The organism is Jiangella mangrovi, assembly GCF_014204975.1.
Lineage (GTDB): Bacteria > Actinomycetota > Actinomycetes > Jiangellales > Jiangellaceae > Jiangella > Jiangella mangrovi.
Map to the genome: position 1 here is coordinate 6,529,460 of NZ_JACHMM010000001.1, position 23,885 is coordinate 6,553,344.

The following is a 23,885-nucleotide window of genomic DNA, read 5'->3' on the forward strand; positions in this document are numbered from 1 at the left end:
TCGGCCTCGGCGTGGCCATGCTCTGGTTCAGCCTGCTGGTGCTGATCCCGCTGACGGCGGTCGTCGCGACGGCGGCCGGCGGCGGCTGGAGCGGGTTCTGGCAGGCCGTCACCAACGAGCAGACAGCGGCGGCGATCCGGCTCACCGTCGGGACGGCACTGCTGGTCACCGTGGTCAACGTGGTCATGGGGACGCTGATCGCGTGGGTGCTGGTGCGCGACCGGTTCGCCGGCCAGCGGGCACTCGAGGTGCTGATCGACGTCCCGTTCGCGCTGCCGACGATCGTCGCCGGGCTGGTGCTGCTCTCGCTGTACGGGCCGGACAGCCCGCTCGGCATCGACGTCGCCAACACGCGCGCGGCCGTCTTCCTGGCGTTCCTGTTCGTGACGCTGCCGTTCGTGGTGCGGACGGTACAGCCGGTCCTCGCCGAGCTGGACCGCGAGGTCGAGGAGGCGGCCGCGTCGCTGGGCGCCTCGCGGCTCACCACGTTCCGGCGGATCATCCTGCCCGCGCTGACGCCGGCGATCGCGGCCGGCGCGGCACTCTCCTTCGCCCGCGGTGTCAGCGAGTACGGCTCGCTGGTGCTGCTGTCGGGCAACCTGCCGATGCAGACGGAGGTGACGTCGGTGCGGATCCTGAGCAGCATCGAGAACGACAACCTCGACAACGCGGCGGCGGTGGCGGCCGTCCTGCTGGCCATCTCGTTCGCGGTCATCGTCGCGCTCGACGTCATCCAGCGCCGGGTGGGCCGCCGTGGGTAGGGGGCGTGGACCGGGCCGGTTCGTCGCACGGGCGGTGGTGACGGCGTACCTGTTCCTGCTGGTCGCGTGGCCGCTCTGGCTGGTCGCCCAGAACACGTTCGACGGCGGTCTCGAGAACCTGCGCGGGATCGTCGAGGACCCCGACGTCGTGCACGCGCTGCAGCTCACTGTGGTGGTCGCGGTCGTCGCCGTCGTCATCAACACGGTGTTCGGCGTGGGCATCTCGATCCTCATCGTCCGCTACGAGTTCCCCGGCCGGCGGCTGCTGAACGCGCTGCTCGACGTGCCGCTCTCGGTGTCGCCGATCGTGGTCGGCCTGGCGCTGGTGCTGGTCTACGGCGGCCGCTCCGGCTGGTTCGGGCCCGGCCTGGAGTCCGCCGGACTGCAGGTGATCTTCGCGACGCCCGGGATCGTCCTGGCGACGACGTTCGTGGCACTGCCGCTGGTCATCCGCGAGGTCGTCCCCGTGCTCGAGGAGATCGGCACCGAGCAGGAGCAGGCGGCGCAGAGCCTGGGCGCGACGGCGCTGCAGACGTTCCGCCGCATCACGCTGCCGGCCATCCGGTGGGGCGTCACGTACGGCGCGGTGCTCAGCCTGGCGCGGTCGCTGGGCGAGTTCGGCGCCGTCAAGGTCGTCTCCGGCAACGTCCTCGGCGAGACCCGCACCGCCACGCTCGTCGTCGAGGAGAAGTACCTGAACTTCGACCAGGGCGGCGCCTACGCCACCGCGTTCCTGCTGGCACTGGTCGCCGTCGCGTGCATCGTCATCGTGTCCGTCATCCGGCCGAAGGAAGAACCCCGTTGAGCATCGAGATCACCGGCGTGACCAAGCGCTTCGGCGACTTCGTGGCGCTCGAGGACGTGTCCGTCAGCATCCCGTCGGGGCAGCTCACCGCGCTGCTCGGCCCGTCGGGCGGCGGCAAGTCGACACTGCTGCGGATCATCGCCGGGCTGGAGCACGCCGACACCGGCACCGTCGGCATCGAGGGCCTCGACGCCACCCATCTGCCCGCGCGCAAGCGCAACGTCGGCTTCGTCTTCCAGCACTACGCCGCGTTCAAGCACCTGTCCGTGCGCCGCAACGTCGCGTTCGGGCTCGAGATCCGCAAGCGGCCCAAGGACGAGATCCAGCGCCGCGTCGACGAGCTGCTGAAGCTCGTCCACCTCGAGCAGTTCGCCGACCGGCTGCCGGCACAGCTCTCCGGCGGGCAGCGGCAGCGGATGGCGCTGGCCCGGGCGCTCGCCGTCGAACCGACCGTGCTGCTGCTGGACGAGCCGTTCGGCGCCCTGGACGCGAAGGTCCGCAAGGAGCTGCGCGAGTGGCTGCGCCGCCTGCACGACGAGGTGCACGTCACCACTGTCTTCGTCACGCACGACCAGGAGGAGGCGCTCGAGGTCGCCGACGAGATCGTCGTCATCAACGAGGGCCGGGTCGAGCAGGTCGGCACCCCCGACGAGCTGTACGACTCCCCCGCTGGCGACTTCGTCATGCGCTTCCTCGGCCCGGTGACGCAGCTCGGCTCCGAGCTGGTGCGGCCGCACGACGTCGCGCTCTCCCTCGGTGCCGACGATCCCGACGCCGTCGCCGGCCGGGTCGCGCGGGTGGTGCGGGTCGGGTTCGAGGTGCGGGTCGAGGTCAGCACCGGCGAGCAGGTCGTGCTCGCCACGATGACCCGGACGGAGTTCCTCCGGCTGGGTCTCGGCGTCGGGTCGACGGTGTCCGTGCGGGTCGTGCCCGGCGCGCCGGTCGTCTCGACCGGTTCCGGTGGTTCTGCAGTTCAGTCCGGTCTGGAGGTTCGTGCGGGATGAGCATCGTGACAGTGGTCGGCAACCCGAGGGCCGGGTCGCGCACACTGGGGGTGGCGACGGCGTTGTCGTCGGCGGCCGCGGCGCGTTCTGGCGGCGCGCTCTCCGAGGGGCCGGTGTTCGACCTCGCCGGGTTCGGCGGGCAGTGGCTCGGCTCGCTCTCGCCGGACGGCGAGTCGGCGCTCGAGGCGGCCGCGGCCGCCTCGGTGCTGGTCGTCGCGACGCCGACGTACAAGGCCAGCTACACCGGGCTGCTCAAGGCGTTCCTCGACCGGCTACCCGGCGGTGCGCTGCGCGGGACGGTGGCCGTGCCGGTCACCGTCGCCGCCGCGCCGACCCATCGGTTCGTCGCCGACCTGCAGCTGCGTCCCGTCCTCGCCGAGCTGGGCGCCACTCTCCCGGTGCCGTCGTTCGTGATCGAGGAGCGCGAGCTGCCCGACCTACTGGCGCTCGCCGAGCGCTGGGCGGGCGACCACGGCCCCGTCCTGGCGGCGACGACGGGCGCGCTGGCGGCCGCCTGACCCCGTCCCGGAATGATCACGTTCAGCACGAGATCCCGTGCCGTACCACGATTGCAAGCCGCATGATGCGCGGGTAATCGTGTGGTGGCCCTCATCGCCATGCGGAAAGCGATTGCCGCGCACACCACCACGATTACCCGAGCCCCACCACGATTGCAGGCGTAGTCCAGCACGGGATCTCGTGCTGAACGTGATCATTCCCAGGGGGTCAGGCGGGGGTGAGACCGAGCTCGGCGAGGACGGCGTGACCGGCCGCCGCGGCGTCGCCGTCGGCCAGCAGGAGCGTCCGGGCCCGCTGGTAGGGACAGCCGGCCGCCTCGAACGCGGCGGCGGTGGCGAGCAGGCGCTCGTGGTCGTCGGCGGCGAGCGCCTCGGCCCGGTCGAGGATCGCGCCGGCGACGGGGTTGTCGCCGACCGTCGGGCGGGCGGAGTCGACCAGGGCGCCGGCGTCGGACCGGCCGGCCAGCACGGCCGCCTCGGCGCGCAGGGCGACGTGCCAGTGGAGCAGGATCCCGGTGCGCCACGGGGCCGGCTCGCCGTCGGCGGGTTCGAGCAGGTCGAGGGCCGCGTCGGCCCGGCCGTCGTGGAGCAGGGCGATGGCGTCGAAGGCGGGGCTGTAGCCGGCGCGGTCCTCGAGGGTGACGCCCAGCTGGTCGAGGACGGCCAACCACTCGGCCCGGGCGGTGTCGTCGCCGCGCAGCGCGTGGATCATCGCGACCGCGGCGGCCACCGGGCCGAAGCCGCGCGCCGGCGGCCGGCCGACCCTGGTCCAGCCGTCGAGGAACCGGCCGCTGGCGGCGACGACGTCGGTGGCGTGGCCCGCGAGGGCGTCGGCCATGAGCAGCCGTGACGTCGCGACGTGGCCGGTCTCGGCCAGCGGCGGCAGGTCGCGCAGCCGCCGCCCCCACCGCCGGGCCGCCGGCAGGTCGCCGACACCGATGCTGGTCGCGGTGGCGATCAGGAGGGCGTCGATCAGCTCGTCGGCGGCGGCCGGGGTGACGGGCACGGCGTCGAGCAGGCCGACGCGCCGGCCCGCGGTGGCCGCGGCCGCAAAGGTGTCGCCCGCCCGGCGCCGGGCCGCGGTCAGCGCCTGCAGGGCCGCGCTCTCGGCCACCGGGTCGCCGAGCCCGCGAGCCAGCTCCACCGCCCGTTCGGCGAGGCCGGTCAGCTCCGCCGCCGACGGCTGGGGCCGGCCCGGGTCGGCGAAGAACGCGTAGCCGAGCGCGTCGCAGTCGGCGAGGGTGACGGCCGCCCGCGCCGCGGGGTCGTCGCCGGCCAGCTCGTGCGCCCGGGCGAGCAGGCCGGCCGGCTCGTCGCCCGGTGGCCGCTGGGCGAACGTGCCGGCCTTGCGGTACGAGGTGACGGCCGCCATGGCGAGGTCACGGGCCGCGCCGGCCGTGTCACCGCCGGCGAGGGCGGCCTCGGCGGCAGCCCGCCACAACCGGTAGGTGTCGTCCCCGAGCATGCGGCACGCGGCCACGCTCGCGGCGGACCTCAGCGCGCCGCCCGCGGCCGCCGGGTCGTCGGCGTGGGCGGCCGCCTGCTCGTAGCGCAGCTGCGACTCGCCGAGCAGGTTGCGGGTGAAGGCCAGTCCGGCCAGCGCGAGGGCGAGGAGGTGGGCGTCAACGCGCCGGTCCTGCCGTTCGGCCGCCCAGCCCAGGGCAGCGCGAAGGTCGTCGGCGATCGCGTCGAACCGGACCCGCCAGTCGCCGGCGCCCGGCGCCGCGTCATCGGCGAGCTCCGTGGCCGCGGCCAGGCACCAGCGCAGCTGCCGGGACCGGGTGGCGTCGAGCTCACCGGCCTCGGCGAGCTGCTCGGCGCCGTACTGGCGGATCGTCTCGAGCGCGCGGTAGCGGGTGCCGCCGGCCGACGGGGCGACGCTCAGCAGGTGCTGGTCCGCGAGCCGGGCCAGCCCGTCGACCACCTGGTCCGGCTCGAGCGGGTCGAACCCGGCCACCGTCCCGGCCGCCGCGGCGGTGAACGGCGAGACGAAGACCGAGACCCGCCGCAGCAGGGTCAGGTCGGGCTCGTCGAGCAGCGCCCGGCTCCAGTCCAGCACGGCGCGCACGGAGCGGTGCCGGTCGTCGGCCCGGTAGCCGCCGACCAGGAGACGCAGGTGGTCGGAGAGCCCGGCGAGCAGGCCGTCGAGCCCGAGCGCGGGCAGCCGGGCCGCGGCGAGCTCGACGGCCAGCGCCACCCCGTCGAGCTTCCGGCACACGTCGGCGACCTGGTCCAGCTGGCCGGGCTCGACGGTCCAGCCGACGGCCGCGGCGCGGTCGGTGAACAGGGCGACGGCGTCGGACGCGTCGTCGAGGGACAGCGGCGGCACCGAGTAGACCCGCTCGAACGGCACCATGAGCCGGGCCCGGCTCGTGGCCAGCACGCTCACGCCCGGGCAGCGCGCCAGGAGCCGCTCGAGGAACGGGGCCACCCCGTCGGGCAGGTGCTCGCAGTTGTCCAGCACCAGCAGCGTGCGCCGGTCGGCCAGCGCGGCCACCACGGAGTCGTCGATGCCGCGGCCCTGCTGCTCGCCCACGCCGAGTGCGTCCGCCACGGCGGCGCCGACCATGGCGGGATCGGTGACCGGCACGAGGTCGACGAACCAGACGCCGTCGGCGTGGTCGCCGGCCAGGTCCGCGGCGACGGCCAGCGCGAGCCGGGTCTTGCCGACGCCTCCGGGTCCGACGGCGGTGACCACCCGGTGCGCGCCGACGGCCGCACCCAGCGCGCGGCGTTCCTCGGCCCGGCCGATGAACGGGTTCAGCGGCGCCGGAAGCCCGGCCAGCGCCTGGCCCGCCCGCTCCTCACGGGCGGACTCGGCCGCGAACTCCGCGAGCGCCCGGCGGTCCGGCGCGTCGAGCTTGCGCAGCAGGGACGACACGTGCGTCTCGACGGTGCGCACCGAGATGTAGAGCTCGGCGGCGATCTCGGCGTTGCTGCGGTGCTCGCCGACCAGCGTCAGGATCTCGGCCTCGCGGGCCGAGATCGCGGTGGTCACGGGCCGCTTCGCCATCGGTCCAGTATCGCCGCGGACACCGGCCCGGCTACGTACGGGGTACGTGACGCGCCCCGTGCTCGGCACGGATGTGGGCCCGGCCGGCCCGGCGAGAGGCTGGTGGCACCAGAACGGAGCACCGAGGAGACCGCTCATGAGCCACGGCATCAAGACCATCATCGTCCCGGTCCGGGACCTCGCCGCCGCCAGGTCGCTCTACGCGACCGTCCTGGGCGTGGCGCCCTACGCCGACGAGCCCTACTACGTCGGTTTCCGGGTGGGCGACCAGGAGATCGGGCTCGACCCGAACGGGCACCACCACGGCATGACCGGCCCGGTCGGCTACTGCCACGTGGGCGACGTCGCCACCGCCCTGCGCGAAGCCGTCGAGGCGGGCTGGCTGACCCGGCAGGACGTCAAGGACGTCGGCGGCGGGCAGCTGGCGGCCGTCGTCGAGGACCCCAGCGGCAACGTCCTCGGCTTCCTCCAGCGCTGACCACCCACCCCTCTCCCACCGAACCGAAGGGACCCCTCTCATGACGACGATCGAGCACATCACCCTCGACGTGGCCGACCCCACGACCGCCGGCCGCTTCTACTCCGCCCTCGGGCTGGACGAGCGGGTGCGCGTGCGCGCCTCGGACGCACCGGCGAGCGGCTTCAGCGGGTTCACGCTGTCGCTCGTCGTGTCCCAGCCGAGCACCGTCGACGCCCTGGTCGGCGCCGCCCTCGAGGCCGGCGCCAAGGAGCTCAAGCCGGCGTCCAAGTCGCTCTGGGGCTACGGCGGCACCGTCGAGGCGCCGGACGGGACCGTCGTGACGGTCGCGTCGTCGTCGAAGAAGGACACCGGCCCGGCCACCCGGCAGGTCGACGAGATCGTCCTCCAACTGGGCGTCGACGACGTCGCCGCGAGCAAGCAGTTCTACGTCGACCACGGCCTCAGCGTCGCGAAGAGCTTCGGCCGCAAGTACGTCGAGTTCGAGACCGGCGCCGTCAAGCTGACCCTCAACAAGCGCAAGGCACTCGCCAAGGTCGTAGGTGTCGACCCCGACGGCAGCGGGTCGCACCGGATCGCCGTCGGCGGCGCGGCCGGCCCCTTCATCGACCCCGACGGTTTCGCGTGGGAGAACGACTAGCCCGACGACCCCCGGACCCTCGTTGATCATGGAGAAGGGCAGGTTCCCAGCGACGCGGAACCCGCCCTTCTCCATGATCAACGGGGGGTTGCCCGCGATCAGCCGGACAGGTAGGGCGCCAGCTCGGGCTCCAGGTGCGAGGCGAGCGTGCGCGAGTACGTCGCCGTCAGATGGTGGTCGTCGCGCCAGACGACGACGTTGCCGATGACGGCCGGGCACTGGTCGGAGGGGCAGATGGCGCGGGTGAGGTCGACGACGTCGACGCCGCCGAGCTCGCGGGCCGCGACCAGCTGCTCGTCGCCGGCCTTCTCGACGGCGTCGGCGCGCGGCTGGGCGCACTCGGTGAGCCGGTCGGGATGCGCGCTGACGCACTCGGCCGGGTCCTGGCCGAGCCAGGGCGTGTTCTCGAGCACGACCAGCTCGACGCCGGCGGCGCGCACGGCCTCCCAGCTCTCGCGCAGGCCGTCGGCGAGGCGGTCGGCGCTGGCGTCGTCGCCCAGCTCACGGCCGTCCTCGAACACCCGGTAGGAGTTGCTGCCCGACGTGACGACCAGGTCCGGCCGGTCCGGCCCGGTGAGCCGCTCGAGCAGCGCCTGGTTCCAGTCGCGGCACGACGTGTACGGCACGCCCGCCGCCGTCGTGATCTCGGCGGAGAAGAACCCGCACGACGACTTCGTGTAGGTCTCGATGCGCCAGCCGTACCGGTCGCCCAGCACGTCCAGCGCCGGCTGCCACTGCGCGGCGTGCGAGTCGCCGGCCAGGGCGATGACGCGGTCGGAGTCGAGGTCGCCGTAGGCGCAGCTCGCGAGGTCGGCGTCCTGGGCGTTCTGCTGGCAGCCGTCGGGATAGATGTCCGGGTTGTCCTCGGGCACCTCGATCGGCGACGGGGTCAGGGCCGGCACCTCGTCGACGGGGACGCCGTCGGGGTCGCCGGCCGGGTTCGCGCTGAGGACGGCGGCGCCGGGCGCGCCCTCGTCGGCGCTGGCGTAGTCGGGGACGGCCCGGACGGTGATCAGTGCGGCCACGAGCGCCGTCGCCGTCGCGAGCACCCCGACGGCGACCGCGCGGCTCGGCCGGACGGCGAGCACGCGGGCGTGGTGGATGGGCGCCTCGACCAGCCGGAACGTCAGCCAGGCGGGAAGGAACGCGGCGGCGACGACCAGCGTGCCCTGCGCCGGCGACAGCGAGCCCCACACCGCGCTCGCCGCCATGAGCAGCGGCCAGTGCCACAGGTACAGCGAGTACGACAGCCCGCCCACCCACCGCATCGGCGCGGTCCCGAGCACGCGTCCCGCGGACGTCCGCGCCGCCAGCACGCCGGCCGCGACGACCGCCGTCGTCCCGAGCACCGGGGCCAGCGCGGCGACGCCGGGGAACGCCGTCGCCGCGTCGTACGTGAGCGCCGACCAGCCGATCGCGGCCAGCCCGGCCCAGCCCAGCCCGCCGGCGGCCCAGCCCGCTCCTGCGCGCGACCCCAGCCGCTCCAGCCGTCGTGCCCCGATCGCCAGCGCCGCGCCCGCCGCCAGCTCCCAGGCCCGCGTCGTCGACACGAAGTACGCCGCGCCGGCCGAGGCGCCGGTCAAGTGCAGCGACCAGACGAACGACGGCACCGCGACCACCGCGAGCCCGAGCAGCAGCGTCCGCCGCAGCGACGGCGTGCCGCGGCGGCGCCGGTGCCACCACACCAGCGCGATGATCAGGACCGGCCAGAGGACGTAGAACTGCTCCTCGACCGCCAGCGACCAGAAGTGCTGGACCGGGCTGGGGGCGTCCTCGGCGGCCAGGTAGTCGACCGACTCCGACGCGAGGTGCCAGTTGAGCACGTACGTCGCCGACGCCGCGATGTCGCCGGCGATGGCGGGCCACCGCAGCGGCGGCAGCAGCAGGAGGGTCAGCGCCGCCGTCGCCGCCAGGACGACCGCCGTCGCCGGGAGCAGCCGCCGGATCCGCCGGGCGTAGAACCGGCCCAGCCGCACCCGGCCGGTCGTGTCGATCTCGCGCAGGATCAGTCCGGTGATGAGGAACCCGGAGATGACGAAGAAGACGTCGACGCCGACGAAACCGCCACTGACCAGCGGCAACCCGGCGTGGTAGGCGAGCACCAGCAGCACCGCGACGGCGCGCAGGCCCTCGACGTCGGGCCGGAAGCGGGGACGGTCACCGTCACCCGCGTCGACCCGCGAACCCCGGACAGCGGACGGGACCGCTGCCGTCATCGAACCACCTCGCGCACGCACCTCGGGAGCATCAAAGCCCACGATGATGCCATCCGGGCGCCGCCGGGTGAAATCGTCGTGGGACTACCGGGGTCGTACCCAGAACCGGCCGCGACACGCGCCCGAGCGCGCGTCGCGGCCGGCGCCGGACGTGGAGCAGGAGGTCAGGCGGGCTGCCCGATGGCGCCGAGCAGGTCGGCGAACCACGGCGTCGACGGGTCGAACTCCTTGCCGCCCTTGATGCGGTCGAACTCGATGGCGCGCAGCCGGCCGCCGCGCTCCTCGTCGTGCCCGATGAGCCCGCCCTCGTGCCGCAGCGCGCACTCGACGGCGAGGTCGGTGCAGCTCTTGATCAGGCGCAGGTCGTCGGAGTTCGCGGCGGCGGAGCGGCTGTAGTAGCCGCTCTTCTGCACCATGACCTTCTCAGCACCCACGCGGGCGGCGAACTGGTCGGCGAACCAGGCGCCGGGGTTGATCTTGTCGATCTTGACGTGGCCGAACGGGTCGCGCGGGACCTCTTCGCCGGCTTCCTCGAGCTCGGTGACGATGGCGTCGACGCCCGCGCCCTCGGACAGGAAGATGTTGACGCAGCCGAGGTCGTCCATGAGCGAGCGCAGCCGACCGGCCTCGGCGTCGAGATCGAGCTTCTGCTCCGGCACGTAGACGGCGTGCACGTCCCAGCGGCGCGGGTCGACGCCCAGCTCGGGCGCCCACTCCTGCGCGGCCAGCCACTTGCGGTAGGCGCGCGCCGTCGCCGCCGTCAGCCAGCCGCAGTGCCGGCCCATGACCTCGTGGACGATGAGCATGCGCGGGTTCGACGAGTGCTCGGCGATGATGTTGCGCGCGTAGATCGAACCCTGCTCGGCGGCCGTCCAGGCGCCGAGGCTCTGCCGCACCGGCACGATGTCGTTGTCGACGGTCTTCGGCAGCCCGACGACGGTCAGCTCGTAGTCGTTGCCGGCGAGGTACGCGGCGAGGTCGGCCGCCGTCGTGTTGGTGTCGTCGCCGCCGATGGTGTGCAGCACGTGAACGCCGTCGCGGGTGAGCTGCTCGGCCGCCACGTGCAGCGGGTCCTGGCCCTCCTGGACCAGCCCGCGCTTGACGCAGTCGGCGACGTTGGTCAGCTTGACCCGGCTGTTGCCGATGGGCGAGCCGCCGAAGCGGTGCAGCCGCGACGCCGTGGCGCGCATCTCGGGGGTGACGGTGATGGAGCGGCCGGTCAGCAGGCCCGCGTAGCCGTCGAGATAGGCGATGATCTCGACCTCGGGCGCGATCTCGGTGTACCGCTCGATCAGGCCGCCGACGGCCGACGACAGGCACGGGGCCAGGCCGCCGGCCGTGAGCATGGCGACCTTGCGCACAGGAGTGCTCTCGGGCATGTGAGGTGACCTTCTGTCGAAAGGGACGGATCGGCAGCCACCCTATCGTCGGCCCCGGCCCGTCCCGGGCCTGGCTGTCCGGGGTGTGGGCCTGCGGGGCGGACGGGGCCGCAGCGGCCTACCCTGGAGGACGTGAACTCTCCGGAGGACCTTGCGCTGTACCACGAGCTGACCGAGGCGGTCGGCGCGCTGCCGGCCGGCCAGCAGCCCGAGTGGCCCGACGCCGTCGCCGTCCAGGACGCCGTCGCCCAGCTTCGCGCCATGCCGCCGCTGGTCTTCGCCGGCGAGTGCGACCTGCTGCGCGACCGGCTGGCCGCGGTGTCGCGGGGCGAGGCGTTCGTCCTGCAGGGCGGCGACTGCGCCGAGACCTTCGCCGGCGTCAGCGCCGACAACGTCCGCAACAAGCTCAAGACGCTGCTGCAGATGGCCGTCGTGCTCACCTACGCCGCCAGCGTCCCGATCGTGAAGATCGGCCGGCTCGCCGGGCAGTACGCCAAGCCACGCTCCAAGTCCACCGAGACCCGCGACGGCGTCACACTGCCGGCGTTCCGCGGCGACATCGTCAACGACTTCGAGTTCACGCCGGCCGCCCGCGTCCCGGACCCGCACCGCATGGTCCGCGCCTACCACGCGTCGGCGGCCACGCTGAACCTCACCCGCGCGTTCGTCGGCGGCGGGTTCGCCGACCTGCACCAGGTGCACGCCTGGAACACCGACTTCGTCCGCACCTCGCCGGCCGGGCAGCGCTACGAGCGGCTGGCCCGGCGCCTGGACAAGGCGCTGTCGTTCATGCGGGCCATCGAGATCGACGTCGAGCAGCTACGCACCGTCGAGCTCTACTCCAGCCACGAGGCGCTGCTGCTCGACTACGAGCTGGCACTCACCCGGGTCGACTCCCGCACCGGCGCGCCGTACGACGTGTCCGGGCACTTCGTGTGGGTGGGCGAGCGGACCCGCCAGCTCGACGGCGCGCATCTGGAGTTCGCGGCGCGCATCCGCAACCCCATCGGTGTCAAGGTCGGCCCGACGACCACACCGGACGAGCTGCTGGCGCTGGCTGAGCGGCTCGATCCGCAGCGCGAACCGGGTCGGCTGACCTTCGTCACCCGCATGGGCGCGGGTCGCATTCGCGAGGCCCTGCCCGCCCTGGTCCAGAAGGCGACGGCCGACGGCCTGGTCGCGTCCTGGATCTGCGACCCCATGCACGGCAACACCTACGAGGCGCCCAGCGGCCACAAGACCCGCCGCTTCGACGACGTCGTCGACGAGGTGCGCGGCTTCTTCGAGGTCCACCGCGCCCTGGGCACCCACCCGGGCGGCGTCCACATCGAGCTCACCGGCGACGACGTCACCGAGTGCGTCGGCGGCGGCGACCCCATCGCCGAGGACGGCCTCGGCAGCCGCTACGAGACGGTGTGCGACCCGCGGCTCAACCGCACCCAGTCGCTCGAGCTCGCCTTCCTGGTGGCGGAACTGCTCGAGTCGGCGAACTAGGGCTCGCGGGCACCCGAGGGCGCGAGGATCTCCTCGGGCTCGTCGCGGTTCCACGGCTCCAGCGGCGGGCCGCTGAGGACGCGAACCGCCTCCTCGTAGGGCGTCCACCGCATCCCGCCGGTCGGGGTCACCATGACCTCATGGTCCCACCCGCGCCACCGGAGCGTCTCGCTCCGCGACCCCAGGAATCAGCCGCGCAGGAACTCCTCGAGCAGCGGGCCGGCGGTGCGCGAGCCGGACTCGCCGTCCTCGACGAAGACCGCGACCGCGAGGTCGCCCTGGGTGGCGATCATCCAGGCGTGCGTGCGCGGCGGCGACTCGGTGCCGTACTCGGCGGTGCCGGTCTTGGCGCCGACGGGGTCGCCGGGGACGTCGCCGAGGAACTCGCCGCTCCCCTCCTCGACGACGGCGCGCATGAGGTCCTGCAGGACGGCGGCCTCGTCGGCGGTCAGCGTACTCTCGGGCGCCGGGTCGGCCAGGGGCTGTTCGACCACCATGGGCGCGACGGTGTGCCCGGCGGCGACCGAGGCTGCCACCGTCGCCATGGCCAGCGGCGACGCCAGCACCTCGCCCTGCCCGATCATCGACGCGGCGTGAGCGGTGCCGTCGGCCTCGGCCGGGACGGAGCCGAGGAACGACGGCGCGCCGGTGGCGGTCTCGACCCCGAGGCCGAGCGACGCGGCGGCCTGCGCCAGCGACGCTTGGTCGGCGACGCCGTTCTGGTTGATGAACGCGGTGTTGCAGGAGTTGGCGACGGCCTGACGCAGCGTGATCTCGCCGATGGCGCCGGACGGGTAGTCGCTGTAGTTCTCGAACGCGCGGCCGTCGACGGTGGCCGCGGGGGTGCACTCGACGACGGAGTCGGCGCTCAGCCCGGCGCGCAGCAGTGCCAGCGACGTCACGACCTTGAACGTCGACCCCGGCGCGTACTGCCCCAGCGTGGCGGTCGAGTAGCCGTCGCCGCCCGGCCCGCTTGCTGCCGCCAGAACGGCGCCGGTGGAGGGCTGGACCGCGACGATGGCGCTGGCCGGTTCGACGTCGGCGAGGATGCCCTCGGCCCGCGACTGCAGGTCGATGTCGAGCGTGGTGGTCAGCGGCGTGCCGGCGACCGCCTCGCGCTCGAACAGCACCTCGGGCTCGGCCGGCTCCTCGGCGCTCTCGCCCTCGGCGCCCTCCGTCGGCGACGGCGACGACGTGGCGTCGGCCGACGGCTCCGGCGGCACCAGCTCGACGGTGAGACCGGGCGTCCCGCCGAGCACGGCGTCGTACTGCTGCTGCAGCCCGGACAGCCCGACGACGTCGCCGGCCTCGATGCGCCCGCCGGACTCCTCGACCAGCTCGGCCGTGGCCTCGCCGACGGTGCCGAGGACGGGCCGCGCGAACTCGCGGGTCGGCGCCAGCGCCAGCGTGTCCTCGATGGCGACGGCGCCCTCGATGGCCGCGATCTGGTCGAGCAGCGGGGCGGCGTCGGCCTCGCGCAACGTGATGGCCTCGACGAACGCCCGCTCCCCCGCGCCCTGGACCCGCTCGGCCAGCCCGGCGGGGTCGACGCCGACGACCTCGGCCAGCGCGGTGGCGGAGTCCGGCGCCAGCGCGGCGTCGACGCGGGTCTTGTCGATGCCGACGCGGTAGACCGGCCGCTCGGTGACGATGACCTCGCCGCCCGCGCCCAGGATGTCGGCCCGCTGCGCCTGCGTCCGTGAGAGGTTCAGCGTGGCGCCCTCGATGAGCTGCGGGTGCAGCAGGGACGGCGACCAGTCGACGGTCCAGCCGAGCTCGCTGCCCTCGTCGCGGTGCAGCGTGGCGGTCGTCTGGTAGGTCCAGTCGAACTGGCCCGCGGGGTCGCTGGTGGACGTCGGCCCCGTGGGCGCTTCGTCGGAGGCGTCGATGGAGTCGAAGTCCCACGCGATGTCGATGGTCGCCTCGCGGGTGTTCTCGTCGGTCTCGGTGATCTGGCTGGACCCGATCTGCGTCACGAGATCGGCCAGGTCGCCCTTGATCGCCTCGACGGCGGCCCCGGCCTCCTCGGGCGTGGCGTTGGCGAGCGGGACGTCGGAGAAGTCGCCGCTGGTGATGCCGTGGATCAGTGCGTTGACCACCGGTGTGGGGTCGGGCGGGTCGCTGCTGCAGCCTGCCGCCGTCGCCACGAGCACGCCACCGGCCACGGCCGCGACGCTCCGTCGCAGCGGGTTCGTCCTTATCATTGCTCCCCGTTTCCCTGCCCGTCGTTCCGGATACCCTAGCGCCAATGCAGGAAGCGCCCGTCAGCCCAGCCTCCGCGCCACCAGCCGGGCCACGTCGGCCAGCGCGGCGTCGACGCGCGGGGCGTCCCGCTCGGCGCGACGGCTCATGGCAACGATGACGATCGGCTCGCCCGCCGGGTTCCACGCGACCCCGGCATCGTTGTTGGTGCCGTAGTCGCCGGCGCCGGTCTTGTCGGCCAGCCGCCAGCCGTCCGGGAGCGCGTCGCGGAACCGCGGCCCGGACGTCGTGTTGGCCAGCATCCAGTCCCGCAGCCGGCGCCGGTCCGCCGGGCGCAGCAGGTCGCCGACGAGCAGGCCGGCGACCGTCCTGGCCAGCGCCGCGGGCGTGGAGGTGTCGCGGACGTCGCCCGGCTCGGCGGAGTTCAGCTCGACCTCCCAGCGGTCCAGCCGGGTGTGGCGGTCGCCGACGGAGCGGGCGAACGCGGTCAGCCTGCGCGGCCCGCCGATCTCGCGGAGCAGCAGGTTGCCGGCGGCGTTGTCGCTGAAGCGGATCGCGGCGTCGCACAGCTCGGCGACGGTCATGCCGGTGTCGACGTGCTCGGCCGTGATCGCCGAGGCCGGCAGGATGTCGGCCGGCGGATACCAGACCCGGTGGTCCAGCCGCGCGGCGGCGAGGTCGCGCAACACGGCGGCCGCGGCGAGGGACTTGAACACCGACAGGATCGGGAACCGGTCGCCGGCGCGGTGCGCCACCCGGGCGCCGGTCGCGAGGTTGGTCGCACTCAATCCCATGGTGACCCCGTAGGTGCGCTCGAGCTCCAGGATCTCGGGGTCGACGACGGCGCCGGCTTGCGCACCGACGGGGGCCGCGCCCGCGGGCAGGCCGGCTGCCGCCGTCGTGAGGACGCCCGCGGAGAGCGCGACCGGGGCGGCGGCGAGGCCGAGTCGCAGGACGGTGCGGCGGCTGGGCTGCGGGGCGGACGGGGTGCGACGGTCCATCGGGGGTCCTCCTGGTCGAAGCGGCGCGAGCCCGCTCACCGTCGCAAGCCCGCCGCACCGATGTCCAAGACGCAACTGCCACCGATCCATGCCGGATGTGTATCGTCGCTGACCGTGGACCTGCTGAGGCAGCTCGAGGCGTTCGTGGCCGTGGCCGAGGCGCGCAGCTTCACCCGCGGCGCCGACACCTGCGGGGCGCCGCAGCCGGTGGTGAGCCGGCGCATCGCGGCGCTCGAGCAGGACCTCGGCGCCACGCTGCTGCACCGGACGTCACGGCAGGTCGAGCTGACCGAGGTCGGCCGCACCCTGCTCCCCCACGCCACCGACCTCGTCGCCCGCGCGGGGCACTTCCGCGAGCTGGCCGCCACGGCCCGCGCCGCCGGCCTGGTCGTCGGCATCCCGCCCGGCCCCGACCCACACGCCCTGGTCGCCGCCCGCCGAGCCGCCGCTGACACCGTCGCCGCGATGACATTGACGTTCGCCGCCGAGCCCGCCGAGCGTCGCGCCGAGCTGGTCCGCCGGGGCCGCCTCGACGTCGCGCTGCTGCCGTGCCCGCCGGACCAGGAGGAGACCGGTGCGGAGCTCGGCGCCGCCACCGCGACCGACGGCCTGCGCGGTCGCCGCCTGCACCTCGACCAGCTGCGCCGCTCCGGCGGCGACGAGGGCCGGCCGCGGTCGGTGCACCTGTCCGCCGAGGACGACGTGCCGTGGGTCCGCGATCCCGTGCACCGCGCGGCCCGGCGGGCCGGCCTGCTGGACGGGCAGCTGCGCGTCGGCACCCCCGACACCGAGGCGCTGACCGGCGCGCTCGAGTTCGGCGACGCGATCCTCTGCACGCGCGCCTGGGCCGCGGCGCACCGGCTGCGCTGGCGCCCGCTCGGCGACGTCGCCGTCCGCCGGTCGTACGCCGTCGCCGTCCGGCCGCAGGTGTCGCGCCCGCTGGTCGACTCGCTGCTGCCGGCCCTGGCCCGGGCGGCCGGCCTGGCCGATGACCCCGAGTCGTCCGAGGTGCCGCGATGACGGCCGAGGTGTTCGGGTTCTCCGGCGAGGCGGTGCGCACCGCGCACGACATCCGCGCCGACTGGGCGGGCACCGGGCTGCGCGGCTCGCTGCACGCCGTCAACCTCGAGACCGGCGAGGACCTCGGCTTCGACGTGCACGTCCCCTATGCGCTCGCCTCGGTGAGCAAGCTGCCGCTGGCGCTGGTGGCGCTCGACCTCGTCGCGGCGGGTGAGCTGGACCCGTCGTCGCCCATCGACCTGGTCCCCGGCTCGATGACGCGGGGGCCGACAGGGGTCGCGCTGTTCCGGCACCCGAGCCGCATCGCCCTCGAGGACCTGCTGCTGCTCATGCTGTCGGTCAGCGACAACGCCGCCGCCGACGCCGTCTTCGAGCTGATTCCGCCGGAGCGGGTGACGCGGACGCTGCAGGCGTGGGGGTGCGACGGCATCGTCGTGCGGCACCCGATGCGCCGGCTCTACGAGGTCGCGGCCGCCGTCGCCCCGGGCAACCCGGTGCTGGCGCTCGAGCTGGCCGTCCGCGCGACCACCGACGGCGGCGGGCACGTGCTGCCGACGCTCGACATCGCCGCCGCCACCCACGGCACCGCCGCCGGGCTGGTCTCGCTCTTCACCCGCATCTGGACCGACGGCGTCAGCGTGCCGGCCGCGACGGCGCGGCTGCGGGAACTGCTGGGCCACCAGGTGAGCCGCAACCGGTTCAGTTCCGAACTGACCGCCGACTCCCTCACCATCCACAGCAAGACCGGCACGTTCCTCAACCTGCGCCACGAGGCCGGCGTGGTGACGACGGCGGGAGGCGACCGGATCGCCGTCGCCGCCCTCACCGCCTCGACCGTCGCCGCCGCGTCGCAGCCCGAGGCCGACCGCGCCATCGGCCGGGCCGCCCGCGCCGCCGTCGACGTCCTGCGGCTCTAGCCCGGACGGACCACGAGCAGGCCGCCGCACGCGCACCGGCCGTAGCCGACGAAGCCGTCGCCGGTGCGGTGCCAGGACGTCACGGCGCCGGGGCGTTTCGCCGCGCCGCAGCGGCCGCAGGCCCGGACCACTTCCAGGGTTCGTTCGCTCATGTGTTCCAGCGTGCTGTAATGGCATTGTGCATTTCAACCATTACAGCGACGAGGGGGCGTTACTGGCCGCGGCGGTGGTGAACGGCCGCTTCGAATCGGCGGCCGACGTCGCCCGCCTGGCGGACGCGCACGACCTCCTGCTGGAGCGCGCGCCGACGGCGGCCGATGCGGCCGGGCTGCGGCGCTGGCAGACGGCGCTCGCCTCCGTGGTGGACGCCGCGACCGACGACGAGCGGATCGAGGCGCTGGACCGGCTGCTCGCCGCCGGCACCTCGCACCCGCGGATCAGCCTCCACAACGGCCCACCCCACCTCCACTTCCGCCCCGACGACGTCCCGCCGGAACGACAGTTCGCGGCGATCACCGCGTTCGGGCTGGCCTGGTTCCTGACCCAACGCGGCCTGCACCGGCTGGCCCGCTGCGGGGCCGATGACTGCTCGGTCGCCTTCGCCGACGTCACCCGCAACGGGCGGCAGCGCTACTGCTCCATCCGCTGCGCCAACCGCGAAGCCGTCCGCCGCCATCGGAGCCGCTAGGTCGGTTGAGTTCCGGGTGCGCCAGGTGACCGTTGGCCGGCTTGCCCAGTTGGTCCGGCCCCCCTGCTGCTCTCCATTGTCGGGCGCGCGGGAGACCGCCTCAAGCGGACCAATGGGCGCTTCGCGCGGAGGAGGATCCGCTTGACCCGGACTCCCGCGCCCCCGCTCAAGCACCATCAGGGACCCCTCCCCGGAATGGCCCCGGCCCTTCCTACCGCTGCCCCCTCTTTGCGCCGGCCGCTGACGGCGCCGCTGGGGTGTGGCGACCGGTCCCGCCGCACTGACGGTCGCGCTGGCCTCGAAATGACCACGTACAACACCCAATTCCCTGCTCCACAGGCCTGCAGACCTCGTGAAGCAGGAGAACCCCTCGTGACGTCCCCCGGCAACCGCTTACCACCCCCAACTGCGCCACATCACGAGGATCACCCGACCCTCAACACGCTTGCAGGCGTAGTACGACACGAGATCTCGTGCCGAACGTGATCATCCCCAGCCCTCGACCATGATCATCAACCTTTCGTGTCGCCAGAGCAGCCCAAAAGGTTGATGATCATGGAATCAGCGCGGCGCGACGCCCCGGAAACCGGCGGACGCCTCGGAAACCGGCGGTTGGCAGCGGAATCCAGGCCACAAGCGCCGAATTCCCGAGCGTGAGCCGGATCGCGAGGCGTCGCCACCACCGCCAGCGGCCGGCGAGACCGCCACCCACGGCGGGACCAACTGCCGACAACCACACGCGAACAGGTAGCGGCCAGCGCAACCCAAGACACAGCGCCACCAAGGGCCGGGGCCATCCCGGGGAGGGGGCCCTGGTGCTGTTGAAGGCGAGGGCGCGGCGGCGCGGGTCAAGCGGTCCTCTTCGCGCGAAGCGCCATTCGGTCCGCTTGAGGCGCGCCGCCGCGCCCTCGACAATGAAGACAGCAGGGGCCCGACCCACGTCAGCACCGCACCGCAGAACCCCGGCTAACGAGCCAACCGATCCGGCCGCAGCTCCAACCTCCGCAGCAACTGGGCGTTCGCCGCCACGATCACCGTCGACGCCGTCATCGCCACAGCAGCAGCGGCGGGCGGCAGGACGAACCCGATCGGCGCCAGCACACCGGCCGCGAGCGGCACGGACAGCAGGTTGTACCCCGTCGCCCACACCAGGTTCTGCACCATCTTGCGGTAGCTGGCCTGCGAGAGCACGCGGGCCGACACCACGCCGCGCGGGTCGTCCGACGCCAGCACGACACCGGCGGACTCGACGGCGACGTCGGTGCCGGCGCCGATCGCGATGCCGACGTCGGCCCGGGCCAGCGCGGGTGCGTCGTTGACGCCGTCGCCAACCATGGCGGCCGTCAGCCCGCGCGACTGCAGCGACGTGACCGCGGCGTCCTTGTCCTCGGGCAGCACCTCGGCGAACACCTCGTCGATGCCGACCTTCGCGGCCACGGATTCGGCGACGTTGCGGGCGTCGCCGGTGATCATGACGGTGTGGACGCCCTCGTCGCGCAGCAGGGCGACCGCCTCACGCGACTCCGGCCGGATCTCGTCGGCCAGCGCCAACGCGCCCAGCACGGCACCGGAACGGACCACGTACAGGACGGTCGACCCGGCCGCCGCCCACTCACCCACCCGGTCCGACACCGAAGACGGCACCGACAGGTCCAGGTCACGCAACAGTCCGGGGCCACCCACGGCGACCTCGGCACCGTCGACAACGGCGCGCACACCCTTGCCGGTGAGCGAGCGGAAGTCCGACCCGGCGGGCACCGGACCGCGAGCCGACGCCGCCGCCACGATCGCCCTGGCCAGCGGGTGCTCGGAGTCGCGCTCGGCAGCCGCGGCGACCGCGAGGAGCTCGTCCTCGCCCAGGGACGACGAGGCCACCGCCACACCCGAGACCGCGGGGCGGCCGACCGTCAGCGTGCCGGTCTTGTCGAACAGGACGGCGTCGACCTGGCGCATGCGCTCCAGCGCCAGCCGGTCCTTCACCAGGATGCCGGCCCGGGCCGATATCGCCGTCGAGATCGCGATGACCAGCGGGATCGCCAGCCCCAGGGCGTGCGGGCAGGCGATGACCAGCACCGTCACGGTCCGCTCGACCGCCGCCGACGCCTCGCCGAGCAGCGCCCAGACCACGAACGTCAGCAGGCCCACGCCCAACGCGAACCAGAACAACCACGCCGCGGCGCGGTCGGCCAGCGCCTGCGCCCGCGAGCTGGACGCCTGCGCGTCGGCGATCAGCCGCTGGATGCCGGCCAGCGCGGTGTCGTCGCCGACGGCGGTGACCTCGATGCGGATCGCGGTGTCGGTGGCGACGGTCCCGGCGACGACGCGGTCGCCCGGACCGCGGGCCACAGTCTTCGACTCGCCGGTGACGGTGGACTCGTCGACCTCGGCGGTCCCCTCGGTCACGACGCCGTCGGCCGGCACCCGCCCGCCGGAGCGCACGAGGACGACGTCGCCGACGGCGAGCTCGTCCAGCGGCACGGAGACGACGGACCCGTCCGCACCGATCCGCTCGGCGGTGTCGGGCAGCAGCTCGGCCAGCGCCTGCAGCGCCCCTGACGCCTGCCCGAGCGCCCGCATCTCGAGCCAGTGCCCGAGGAGCATGACGACGATGAGCAGCGCCAGCTCCCACCAGAAGTCCAGGTCCAAACTGCCGATCTCGAGCGAGGTCAGCGCGCTCGCCACGAACGCCACGGTGATGGCCAGCGAGATCAGCGTCATCATGCCGGGCAGCCGGTCGGCCAGCTCCGCCTTGGCGCCGGTGAGGAACGGCCAGCCGCCGTAGACGAACAGGAACGTGCCGACGACCGGCGGGATCCACGTCCCCCAGCCCGGCACGTCGTAACCGATGAGGTCGGCGAACATCTCGCTGAAGCCGACGACCGGAACGGCCAGGACCAGGCTCACCCAGAACTTGTCGCGGAACATGCTCCCGTCGCCATGACCGGCGTGCTTGTCGTGACCGGCGGCGTGCCCGCCCCCGTGCCCGGCGTGGGCCGCGTGCTCGTCCGTCGCGACGGCGTGATCGTGCTGTTCCATGGTCACTCACCTCTCGTCGGTTCTGACCACGGAACCACCATACCCCCTAGGGGTATTCCGGCGCGGCGACTCAGGCGAGCGTGACGGTGACCACCTCGGCGGCGGCGTCCGGCTCGACGTCGACGACGGCGATGTGCCCGGCCGCGCGCACGTCGTCGAGCAGGGTGCCGACGGCGTCGACGTCACCCGGCCGGACCCGCACGACCGCCCGCGCCACGTCGGTGCGCATGGAGAGCTGGGCCTCGGTCTTCGCCTTGCGCACCGCCCCGATCAGCGCCGACGCCGTCGCGAACAGTCCCGGCTCGCCCGGCCCGCCGGTGGCCGCCGGCCACGACGCCAGGTGCACGGAGCCGTCGCGCCACCACGACCAGACCTCCTCGGTGACGAACGGCAGGAACGGCGCGAACAGCCGCAGCTGCACCGACAGCGCCCGCCGCAGGGCCGCCCTCGCCGACACCGAGCCCACGCCGTCACCGTCGTCGCCGTACGCCCGCGCCTTGACCAGCTCGACGTAGTCGTCGCAGAAGTCCCAGAAGAACCGCTCGGTGACCTCGAGCGCGCGGGTGTAGTCGTAGTCGTCGAGCGCACGGGTGGCGTCGGCGACCACACGGTCGAGCGTGGCGAGCAGCGCCCGGTCGAGCGGCAGCGTCGCCGTCGCCGCCTCGTCGACGTGGCCCAGCCCGAGCACGAACCGGCTCACGTTGAGGATCTTCATGGCCAGGCGCCGGCCGATCTTCATCTGGCCGGGGTCGAACGCGGTGTCGGCGCCCGGCCTGCCGCTGGCGGCCCAGTAGCGGACGCCGTCGGACCCGTACTGCTCGAGCAGGTCGACGGGGGTGACGACGTTGCCGACGGACTTGGACATCTTCTTGCGGTCGGGGTCGAGGATCCAGCCGGAGATGGCCGCGTGCCGCCACGGCAGCACGCCGTTCTCGAGATGCGACCGGACCACGCTCGCGAACAGCCAGGTGCGGATGATCTCGTGCGCCTGCGGCCGCAGGTCCATGGGGAAGACGCGGGCGAACAGGTCGTCGTCGCTCCCCCAGCCGCCGGCGATGTGCGGCGACAGCGACGACGTCGCCCAGGTGTCCATGACGTCGGGGTCGCCGGTGAACCCGCCCGGCTCGCCGCGCTGCGCCTCGGCGAACCCGGGCGGGGCGTCGGAGGACGGGTCGACCGGCAGGTCCGCCTCGGCCGGGACGATCGGCGCGTCGTACACGGGCTCGCCGGACCCGTCGAGCGGGTACCAGAGCGGGATCGGCACGCCGAAGAAGCGCTGCCGGCTGATCAGCCAGTCGCCGTTGAGCCCGCCGACCCAGTTGTCGTAGCGCACCCGCATGTGCGCGGGATGCCAGGCCAGCTCGGCGCCGCGCTCGAGCAGCGCCGAGCGGAGCTCTTCGTCGCGGCCGCCGTTGCGGATGTACCACTGCCGCGTGGTGACGATCTCGAGCGGCCGGTCGCCCTTCTCGTAGAACTTCACCGGATGCGTGATGGCGCGCGGCTCGCCCCGCAGGCCACCGGTCTCGCGCAGTTGCTCGACCACCCGCTGCCGGGCGGTGTGCGCCGTCGCGCCGGCCAGCTGCTGGTACGCCGCCGCACCCGCGCCGTCGAGCCAACCCGGCACGTCGGGCAGGAACCGGCCGTCGCGCCCGACCACCGGCCGCGTGGGCAGCGCCAGCTCGCGCCACCAGGTGACGTCGGTGGTGTCGCCGAACGTGCAGACCATGGCCGCGCCCGTGCCCTTCGACGGGTCGGCCAGGCGGTGCGCCACCACGGGCACGTCGACGCCGAACACCGGGGTGCGGACGCTCGACCCGACCAGTGCCGTGTAGCGCTCGTCGTCGGGGTGCACGACGACGGCGACGCAGGCGGGCAGCAGCTCGGGCCGGGTGGTGGCGACGACCAGCGGCTCGCCGCCGTCGACCGGAGTGAAGGCGAGGTCGTGGTAGGCGCCCGGCCGCTCGCGGTCCTCGAGCTCGGCCTGGGCGACCGCCGTGCGGAACGTGACGTCCCACAGCGTGGGCGCCTCGGCCAGGTAGGCCTCGCCGCGCTCGAGGTTGCGCAGGAACGCCCGCTGCGACGCGCGCCGGGCGGTCGCGTCGATGGTCTGGTAGCCGTGCGTCCAGTCGACCGACAGGCCGAGGCGGCGCCACAGCTCCTCGAACGCGCGCTCGTCCTCGACCGTCAGGCGCTCGCACAGCTCGATGAAGGTGCGCCGCGAGACGGGCAGCTGGTCCTTCGCCGCCTTGCCTGATCCGCCGGCGGGCAGCTCGAAGCCGGGGTCGTAGGGCAGCGACGGGTCGCAGCGCACGCCGAAGTGGTTCTGCACACGACGCTCGGTCGGCAGGCCGTTGTCGTCCCACCCCATCGGGTAGAAGACGGCCTTGCCGCGCATGCGCTGGTACCGGGCGATGACGTCGGTGTGCGTGTAGGAGAAGACGTGACCGACGTGCAGCGAGCCGCTCACCGTCGGCGGCGGGGTGTCGATGGAGAACACCTCCGCGCGCGGGCGCGTGCGGTCGAACCGGTAGACGCCGTCGCGCTCCCAGCGTGTCACCCATACCTCGTCCAGCCCGTCGACGGTGAGACGGTCCGGGATGGCGGGTGCGGTGCGGGAAGTGTCGGTCACCTCGCCGAGCCTAGCTTCGGCCCTCGGGTGCCATCGCGTGAATTTTCTCCCCCAGTTCGGCGCGACACGCCCGGGATCGCGGCA

At 73.8% G+C, this 23,885-nt stretch carries 19 protein-coding genes; 10 read left to right on the top strand and 9 right to left on the bottom strand.

Going from position 1 to position 23,885, the window contains the following annotated elements; translation table 11 throughout:
- Positions 1-17 precede the first annotated feature (17 nt).
- The 4 genes from cysT to HD601_RS30135 are packed head-to-tail and all read left to right on the top strand — an operon-like array spanning position 18 to position 3,088.
- The gene (gene cysT, locus HD601_RS30120) at positions 18-761 is read left to right on the top strand and encodes a sulfate ABC transporter permease subunit CysT (RefSeq protein WP_246402275.1); all 744 of its coding nucleotides are present in this window, start codon (positions 18-20) and stop codon (positions 759-761) included.
- Positions 754-1,566, top strand: a complete 813-nt coding sequence (locus HD601_RS30125) for a sulfate ABC transporter permease subunit (RefSeq protein WP_184828286.1) — start codon at positions 754-756, stop codon at positions 1,564-1,566. The genes cysT and HD601_RS30125 overlap by 8 nt, the downstream gene beginning before the upstream one ends.
- Entirely contained in the window at positions 1,563-2,570 is a 1,008-nt protein-coding gene (locus HD601_RS30130; protein ID WP_184828288.1) for a sulfate/molybdate ABC transporter ATP-binding protein, read from the top strand. Before HD601_RS30125 ends, HD601_RS30130 begins: the two co-directional genes overlap by 4 nt.
- Positions 2,567-3,088, top strand: a complete 522-nt coding sequence (locus HD601_RS30135) for an NAD(P)H-dependent oxidoreductase (RefSeq protein WP_184828291.1) — start codon at positions 2,567-2,569, stop codon at positions 3,086-3,088. Before HD601_RS30130 ends, HD601_RS30135 begins: the two co-directional genes overlap by 4 nt.
- 208 nt (positions 3,089-3,296) lie before the next feature.
- Here the strand turns inward: HD601_RS30135 and HD601_RS30140 are convergent, their stop codons facing one another.
- Complete coding sequence (locus HD601_RS30140) at positions 3,297-6,101, bottom strand: ATP-binding protein (protein WP_184828293.1); 2,805 nt, start codon at positions 6,099-6,101, stop codon at positions 3,297-3,299.
- A gap of 136 nt (positions 6,102-6,237) precedes the next feature.
- On the opposite strand from HD601_RS30140, the gene HD601_RS30145 reads away from it, so the two are divergent.
- Both HD601_RS30145 and HD601_RS30150 read left to right on the top strand, forming a co-directional pair.
- The gene (locus tag HD601_RS30145) at positions 6,238-6,579 is read left to right on the top strand and encodes a VOC family protein (RefSeq protein ID WP_184828295.1); all 342 of its coding nucleotides are present in this window, start codon (positions 6,238-6,240) and stop codon (positions 6,577-6,579) included.
- Between the two features lie 40 nt (positions 6,580-6,619).
- Positions 6,620-7,219 carry a VOC family protein gene (locus tag HD601_RS30150; RefSeq protein WP_184828297.1) on the top strand — a complete coding sequence of 200 codons (600 nt, stop codon included), beginning with the start codon at positions 6,620-6,622 and terminating at the stop codon, positions 7,217-7,219.
- Positions 7,220-7,317: 98 nt separating this feature from the next.
- Here the strand turns inward: HD601_RS30150 and HD601_RS30155 are convergent, their stop codons facing one another.
- On the bottom strand, positions 7,318-9,435 hold the full coding sequence (locus tag HD601_RS30155) for an acyltransferase family protein (protein WP_184828299.1): 2,118 nt from the start codon (positions 9,433-9,435) through the stop codon (positions 7,318-7,320).
- Between the two features lie 164 nt (positions 9,436-9,599).
- On the bottom strand, positions 9,600-10,814 hold the full coding sequence (locus tag HD601_RS30160; RefSeq protein ID WP_184828301.1) for a pyrophosphate--fructose-6-phosphate 1-phosphotransferase: 1,215 nt from the start codon (positions 10,812-10,814) through the stop codon (positions 9,600-9,602).
- Between the two features lie 132 nt (positions 10,815-10,946).
- On the opposite strand from HD601_RS30160, the gene HD601_RS30165 reads away from it, so the two are divergent.
- The gene (locus tag HD601_RS30165) at positions 10,947-12,308 is read left to right on the top strand and encodes a class II 3-deoxy-7-phosphoheptulonate synthase (protein WP_343076463.1); all 1,362 of its coding nucleotides are present in this window, start codon (positions 10,947-10,949) and stop codon (positions 12,306-12,308) included.
- On the opposite strand, the gene HD601_RS30170 is transcribed toward HD601_RS30165, so the two are convergent.
- The 3 genes from HD601_RS30170 to bla form a co-directional block, all read right to left on the bottom strand.
- Complete coding sequence (locus tag HD601_RS30170; RefSeq protein ID WP_184828303.1) at positions 12,305-12,442, bottom strand: hypothetical protein; 138 nt, start codon at positions 12,440-12,442, stop codon at positions 12,305-12,307. The genes HD601_RS30165 and HD601_RS30170 overlap by 4 nt on opposite strands.
- Positions 12,443-12,496: 54 nt before the next feature.
- Positions 12,497-14,473 (bottom strand): penicillin-binding transpeptidase domain-containing protein, encoded by a 1,977-nt coding sequence (locus tag HD601_RS30175; protein WP_221441437.1) that lies wholly within the window; start codon positions 14,471-14,473, stop codon positions 12,497-12,499.
- Positions 14,474-14,572: 99 nt separating this feature from the next.
- The gene (gene bla, locus HD601_RS30180) at positions 14,573-15,511 is read right to left on the bottom strand and encodes a class A beta-lactamase (protein ID WP_184828307.1); all 939 of its coding nucleotides are present in this window, start codon (positions 15,509-15,511) and stop codon (positions 14,573-14,575) included.
- Positions 15,512-15,625: 114 nt separating this feature from the next.
- Between bla and HD601_RS30185 the strand changes: the two genes are divergently transcribed.
- Positions 15,626-16,531 carry a LysR family transcriptional regulator gene (locus tag HD601_RS30185; protein WP_184828309.1) on the top strand — a complete coding sequence of 302 codons (906 nt, stop codon included), beginning with the start codon at positions 15,626-15,628 and terminating at the stop codon, positions 16,529-16,531.
- Positions 16,528-17,448, top strand: coding sequence for a serine hydrolase (locus tag HD601_RS30190; protein ID WP_184828311.1), 921 nt, complete (start codon positions 16,528-16,530; stop codon positions 17,446-17,448). Before HD601_RS30185 ends, HD601_RS30190 begins: the two co-directional genes overlap by 4 nt.
- On the opposite strand, the gene HD601_RS30195 is transcribed toward HD601_RS30190, so the two are convergent.
- Positions 17,445-17,600 carry a hypothetical protein gene (locus HD601_RS30195; RefSeq protein WP_184828313.1) on the bottom strand — a complete coding sequence of 52 codons (156 nt, stop codon included), beginning with the start codon at positions 17,598-17,600 and terminating at the stop codon, positions 17,445-17,447. The genes HD601_RS30190 and HD601_RS30195 overlap by 4 nt on opposite strands.
- Before the next feature lie 26 nt (positions 17,601-17,626).
- Between HD601_RS30195 and HD601_RS36135 the strand changes: the two genes are divergently transcribed.
- Positions 17,627-18,136, top strand: coding sequence for a CGNR zinc finger domain-containing protein (locus HD601_RS36135; protein ID WP_184828315.1), 510 nt, complete (start codon positions 17,627-17,629; stop codon positions 18,134-18,136).
- A 966-nt stretch (positions 18,137-19,102) separates the two neighbouring features.
- Here the strand turns inward: HD601_RS36135 and HD601_RS30205 are convergent.
- Both HD601_RS30205 and valS read right to left on the bottom strand, forming a co-directional pair.
- Positions 19,103-21,172, bottom strand: coding sequence for a heavy metal translocating P-type ATPase (locus HD601_RS30205; RefSeq protein ID WP_184828317.1), 2,070 nt, complete (start codon positions 21,170-21,172; stop codon positions 19,103-19,105).
- A gap of 70 nt (positions 21,173-21,242) precedes the next feature.
- Complete coding sequence (gene valS, locus HD601_RS30210; RefSeq protein ID WP_221441438.1) at positions 21,243-23,801, bottom strand: valine--tRNA ligase; 2,559 nt, start codon at positions 23,799-23,801, stop codon at positions 21,243-21,245.
- Between the last annotated feature and the right edge of the window lie 84 nt (positions 23,802-23,885).

Bases quoted from the DNA above. Each gene is read 5' to 3' on its own strand.
- cysT (WP_246402275.1), top strand. From the start codon at position 18: ATGCTCTGGTTCAGCCTGCTGGTGCTGATCCCGCTGACGGCGGTCGTC.
- HD601_RS30135 (WP_184828291.1), top strand. From the start codon at position 2,567: ATGAGCATCGTGACAGTGGTCGGCAACCCGAGGGCCGGGTCGCGCACA.
- HD601_RS30140 (WP_184828293.1), bottom strand. From the start codon at position 6,101: ATGGCGAAGCGGCCCGTGACCACCGCGATCTCGGCCCGCGAGGCCGAG.
- HD601_RS30145 (WP_184828295.1), top strand. From the start codon at position 6,238: ATGAGCCACGGCATCAAGACCATCATCGTCCCGGTCCGGGACCTCGCC.
- HD601_RS30150 (WP_184828297.1), top strand. From the start codon at position 6,620: ATGACGACGATCGAGCACATCACCCTCGACGTGGCCGACCCCACGACC.
- HD601_RS30155 (WP_184828299.1), bottom strand. From the start codon at position 9,435: ATGACGGCAGCGGTCCCGTCCGCTGTCCGGGGTTCGCGGGTCGACGCG.
- HD601_RS30160 (WP_184828301.1), bottom strand. From the start codon at position 10,814: ATGCCCGAGAGCACTCCTGTGCGCAAGGTCGCCATGCTCACGGCCGGC.
- HD601_RS30170 (WP_184828303.1), bottom strand. From the start codon at position 12,442: ATGGTGACCCCGACCGGCGGGATGCGGTGGACGCCCTACGAGGAGGCG.
- bla (WP_184828307.1), bottom strand. From the start codon at position 15,511: ATGGACCGTCGCACCCCGTCCGCCCCGCAGCCCAGCCGCCGCACCGTC.
- HD601_RS30190 (WP_184828311.1), top strand. From the start codon at position 16,528: ATGACGGCCGAGGTGTTCGGGTTCTCCGGCGAGGCGGTGCGCACCGCG.
- HD601_RS30195 (WP_184828313.1), bottom strand. From the start codon at position 17,600: ATGAGCGAACGAACCCTGGAAGTGGTCCGGGCCTGCGGCCGCTGCGGC.
- HD601_RS30205 (WP_184828317.1), bottom strand. From the start codon at position 21,172: ATGGAACAGCACGATCACGCCGTCGCGACGGACGAGCACGCGGCCCAC.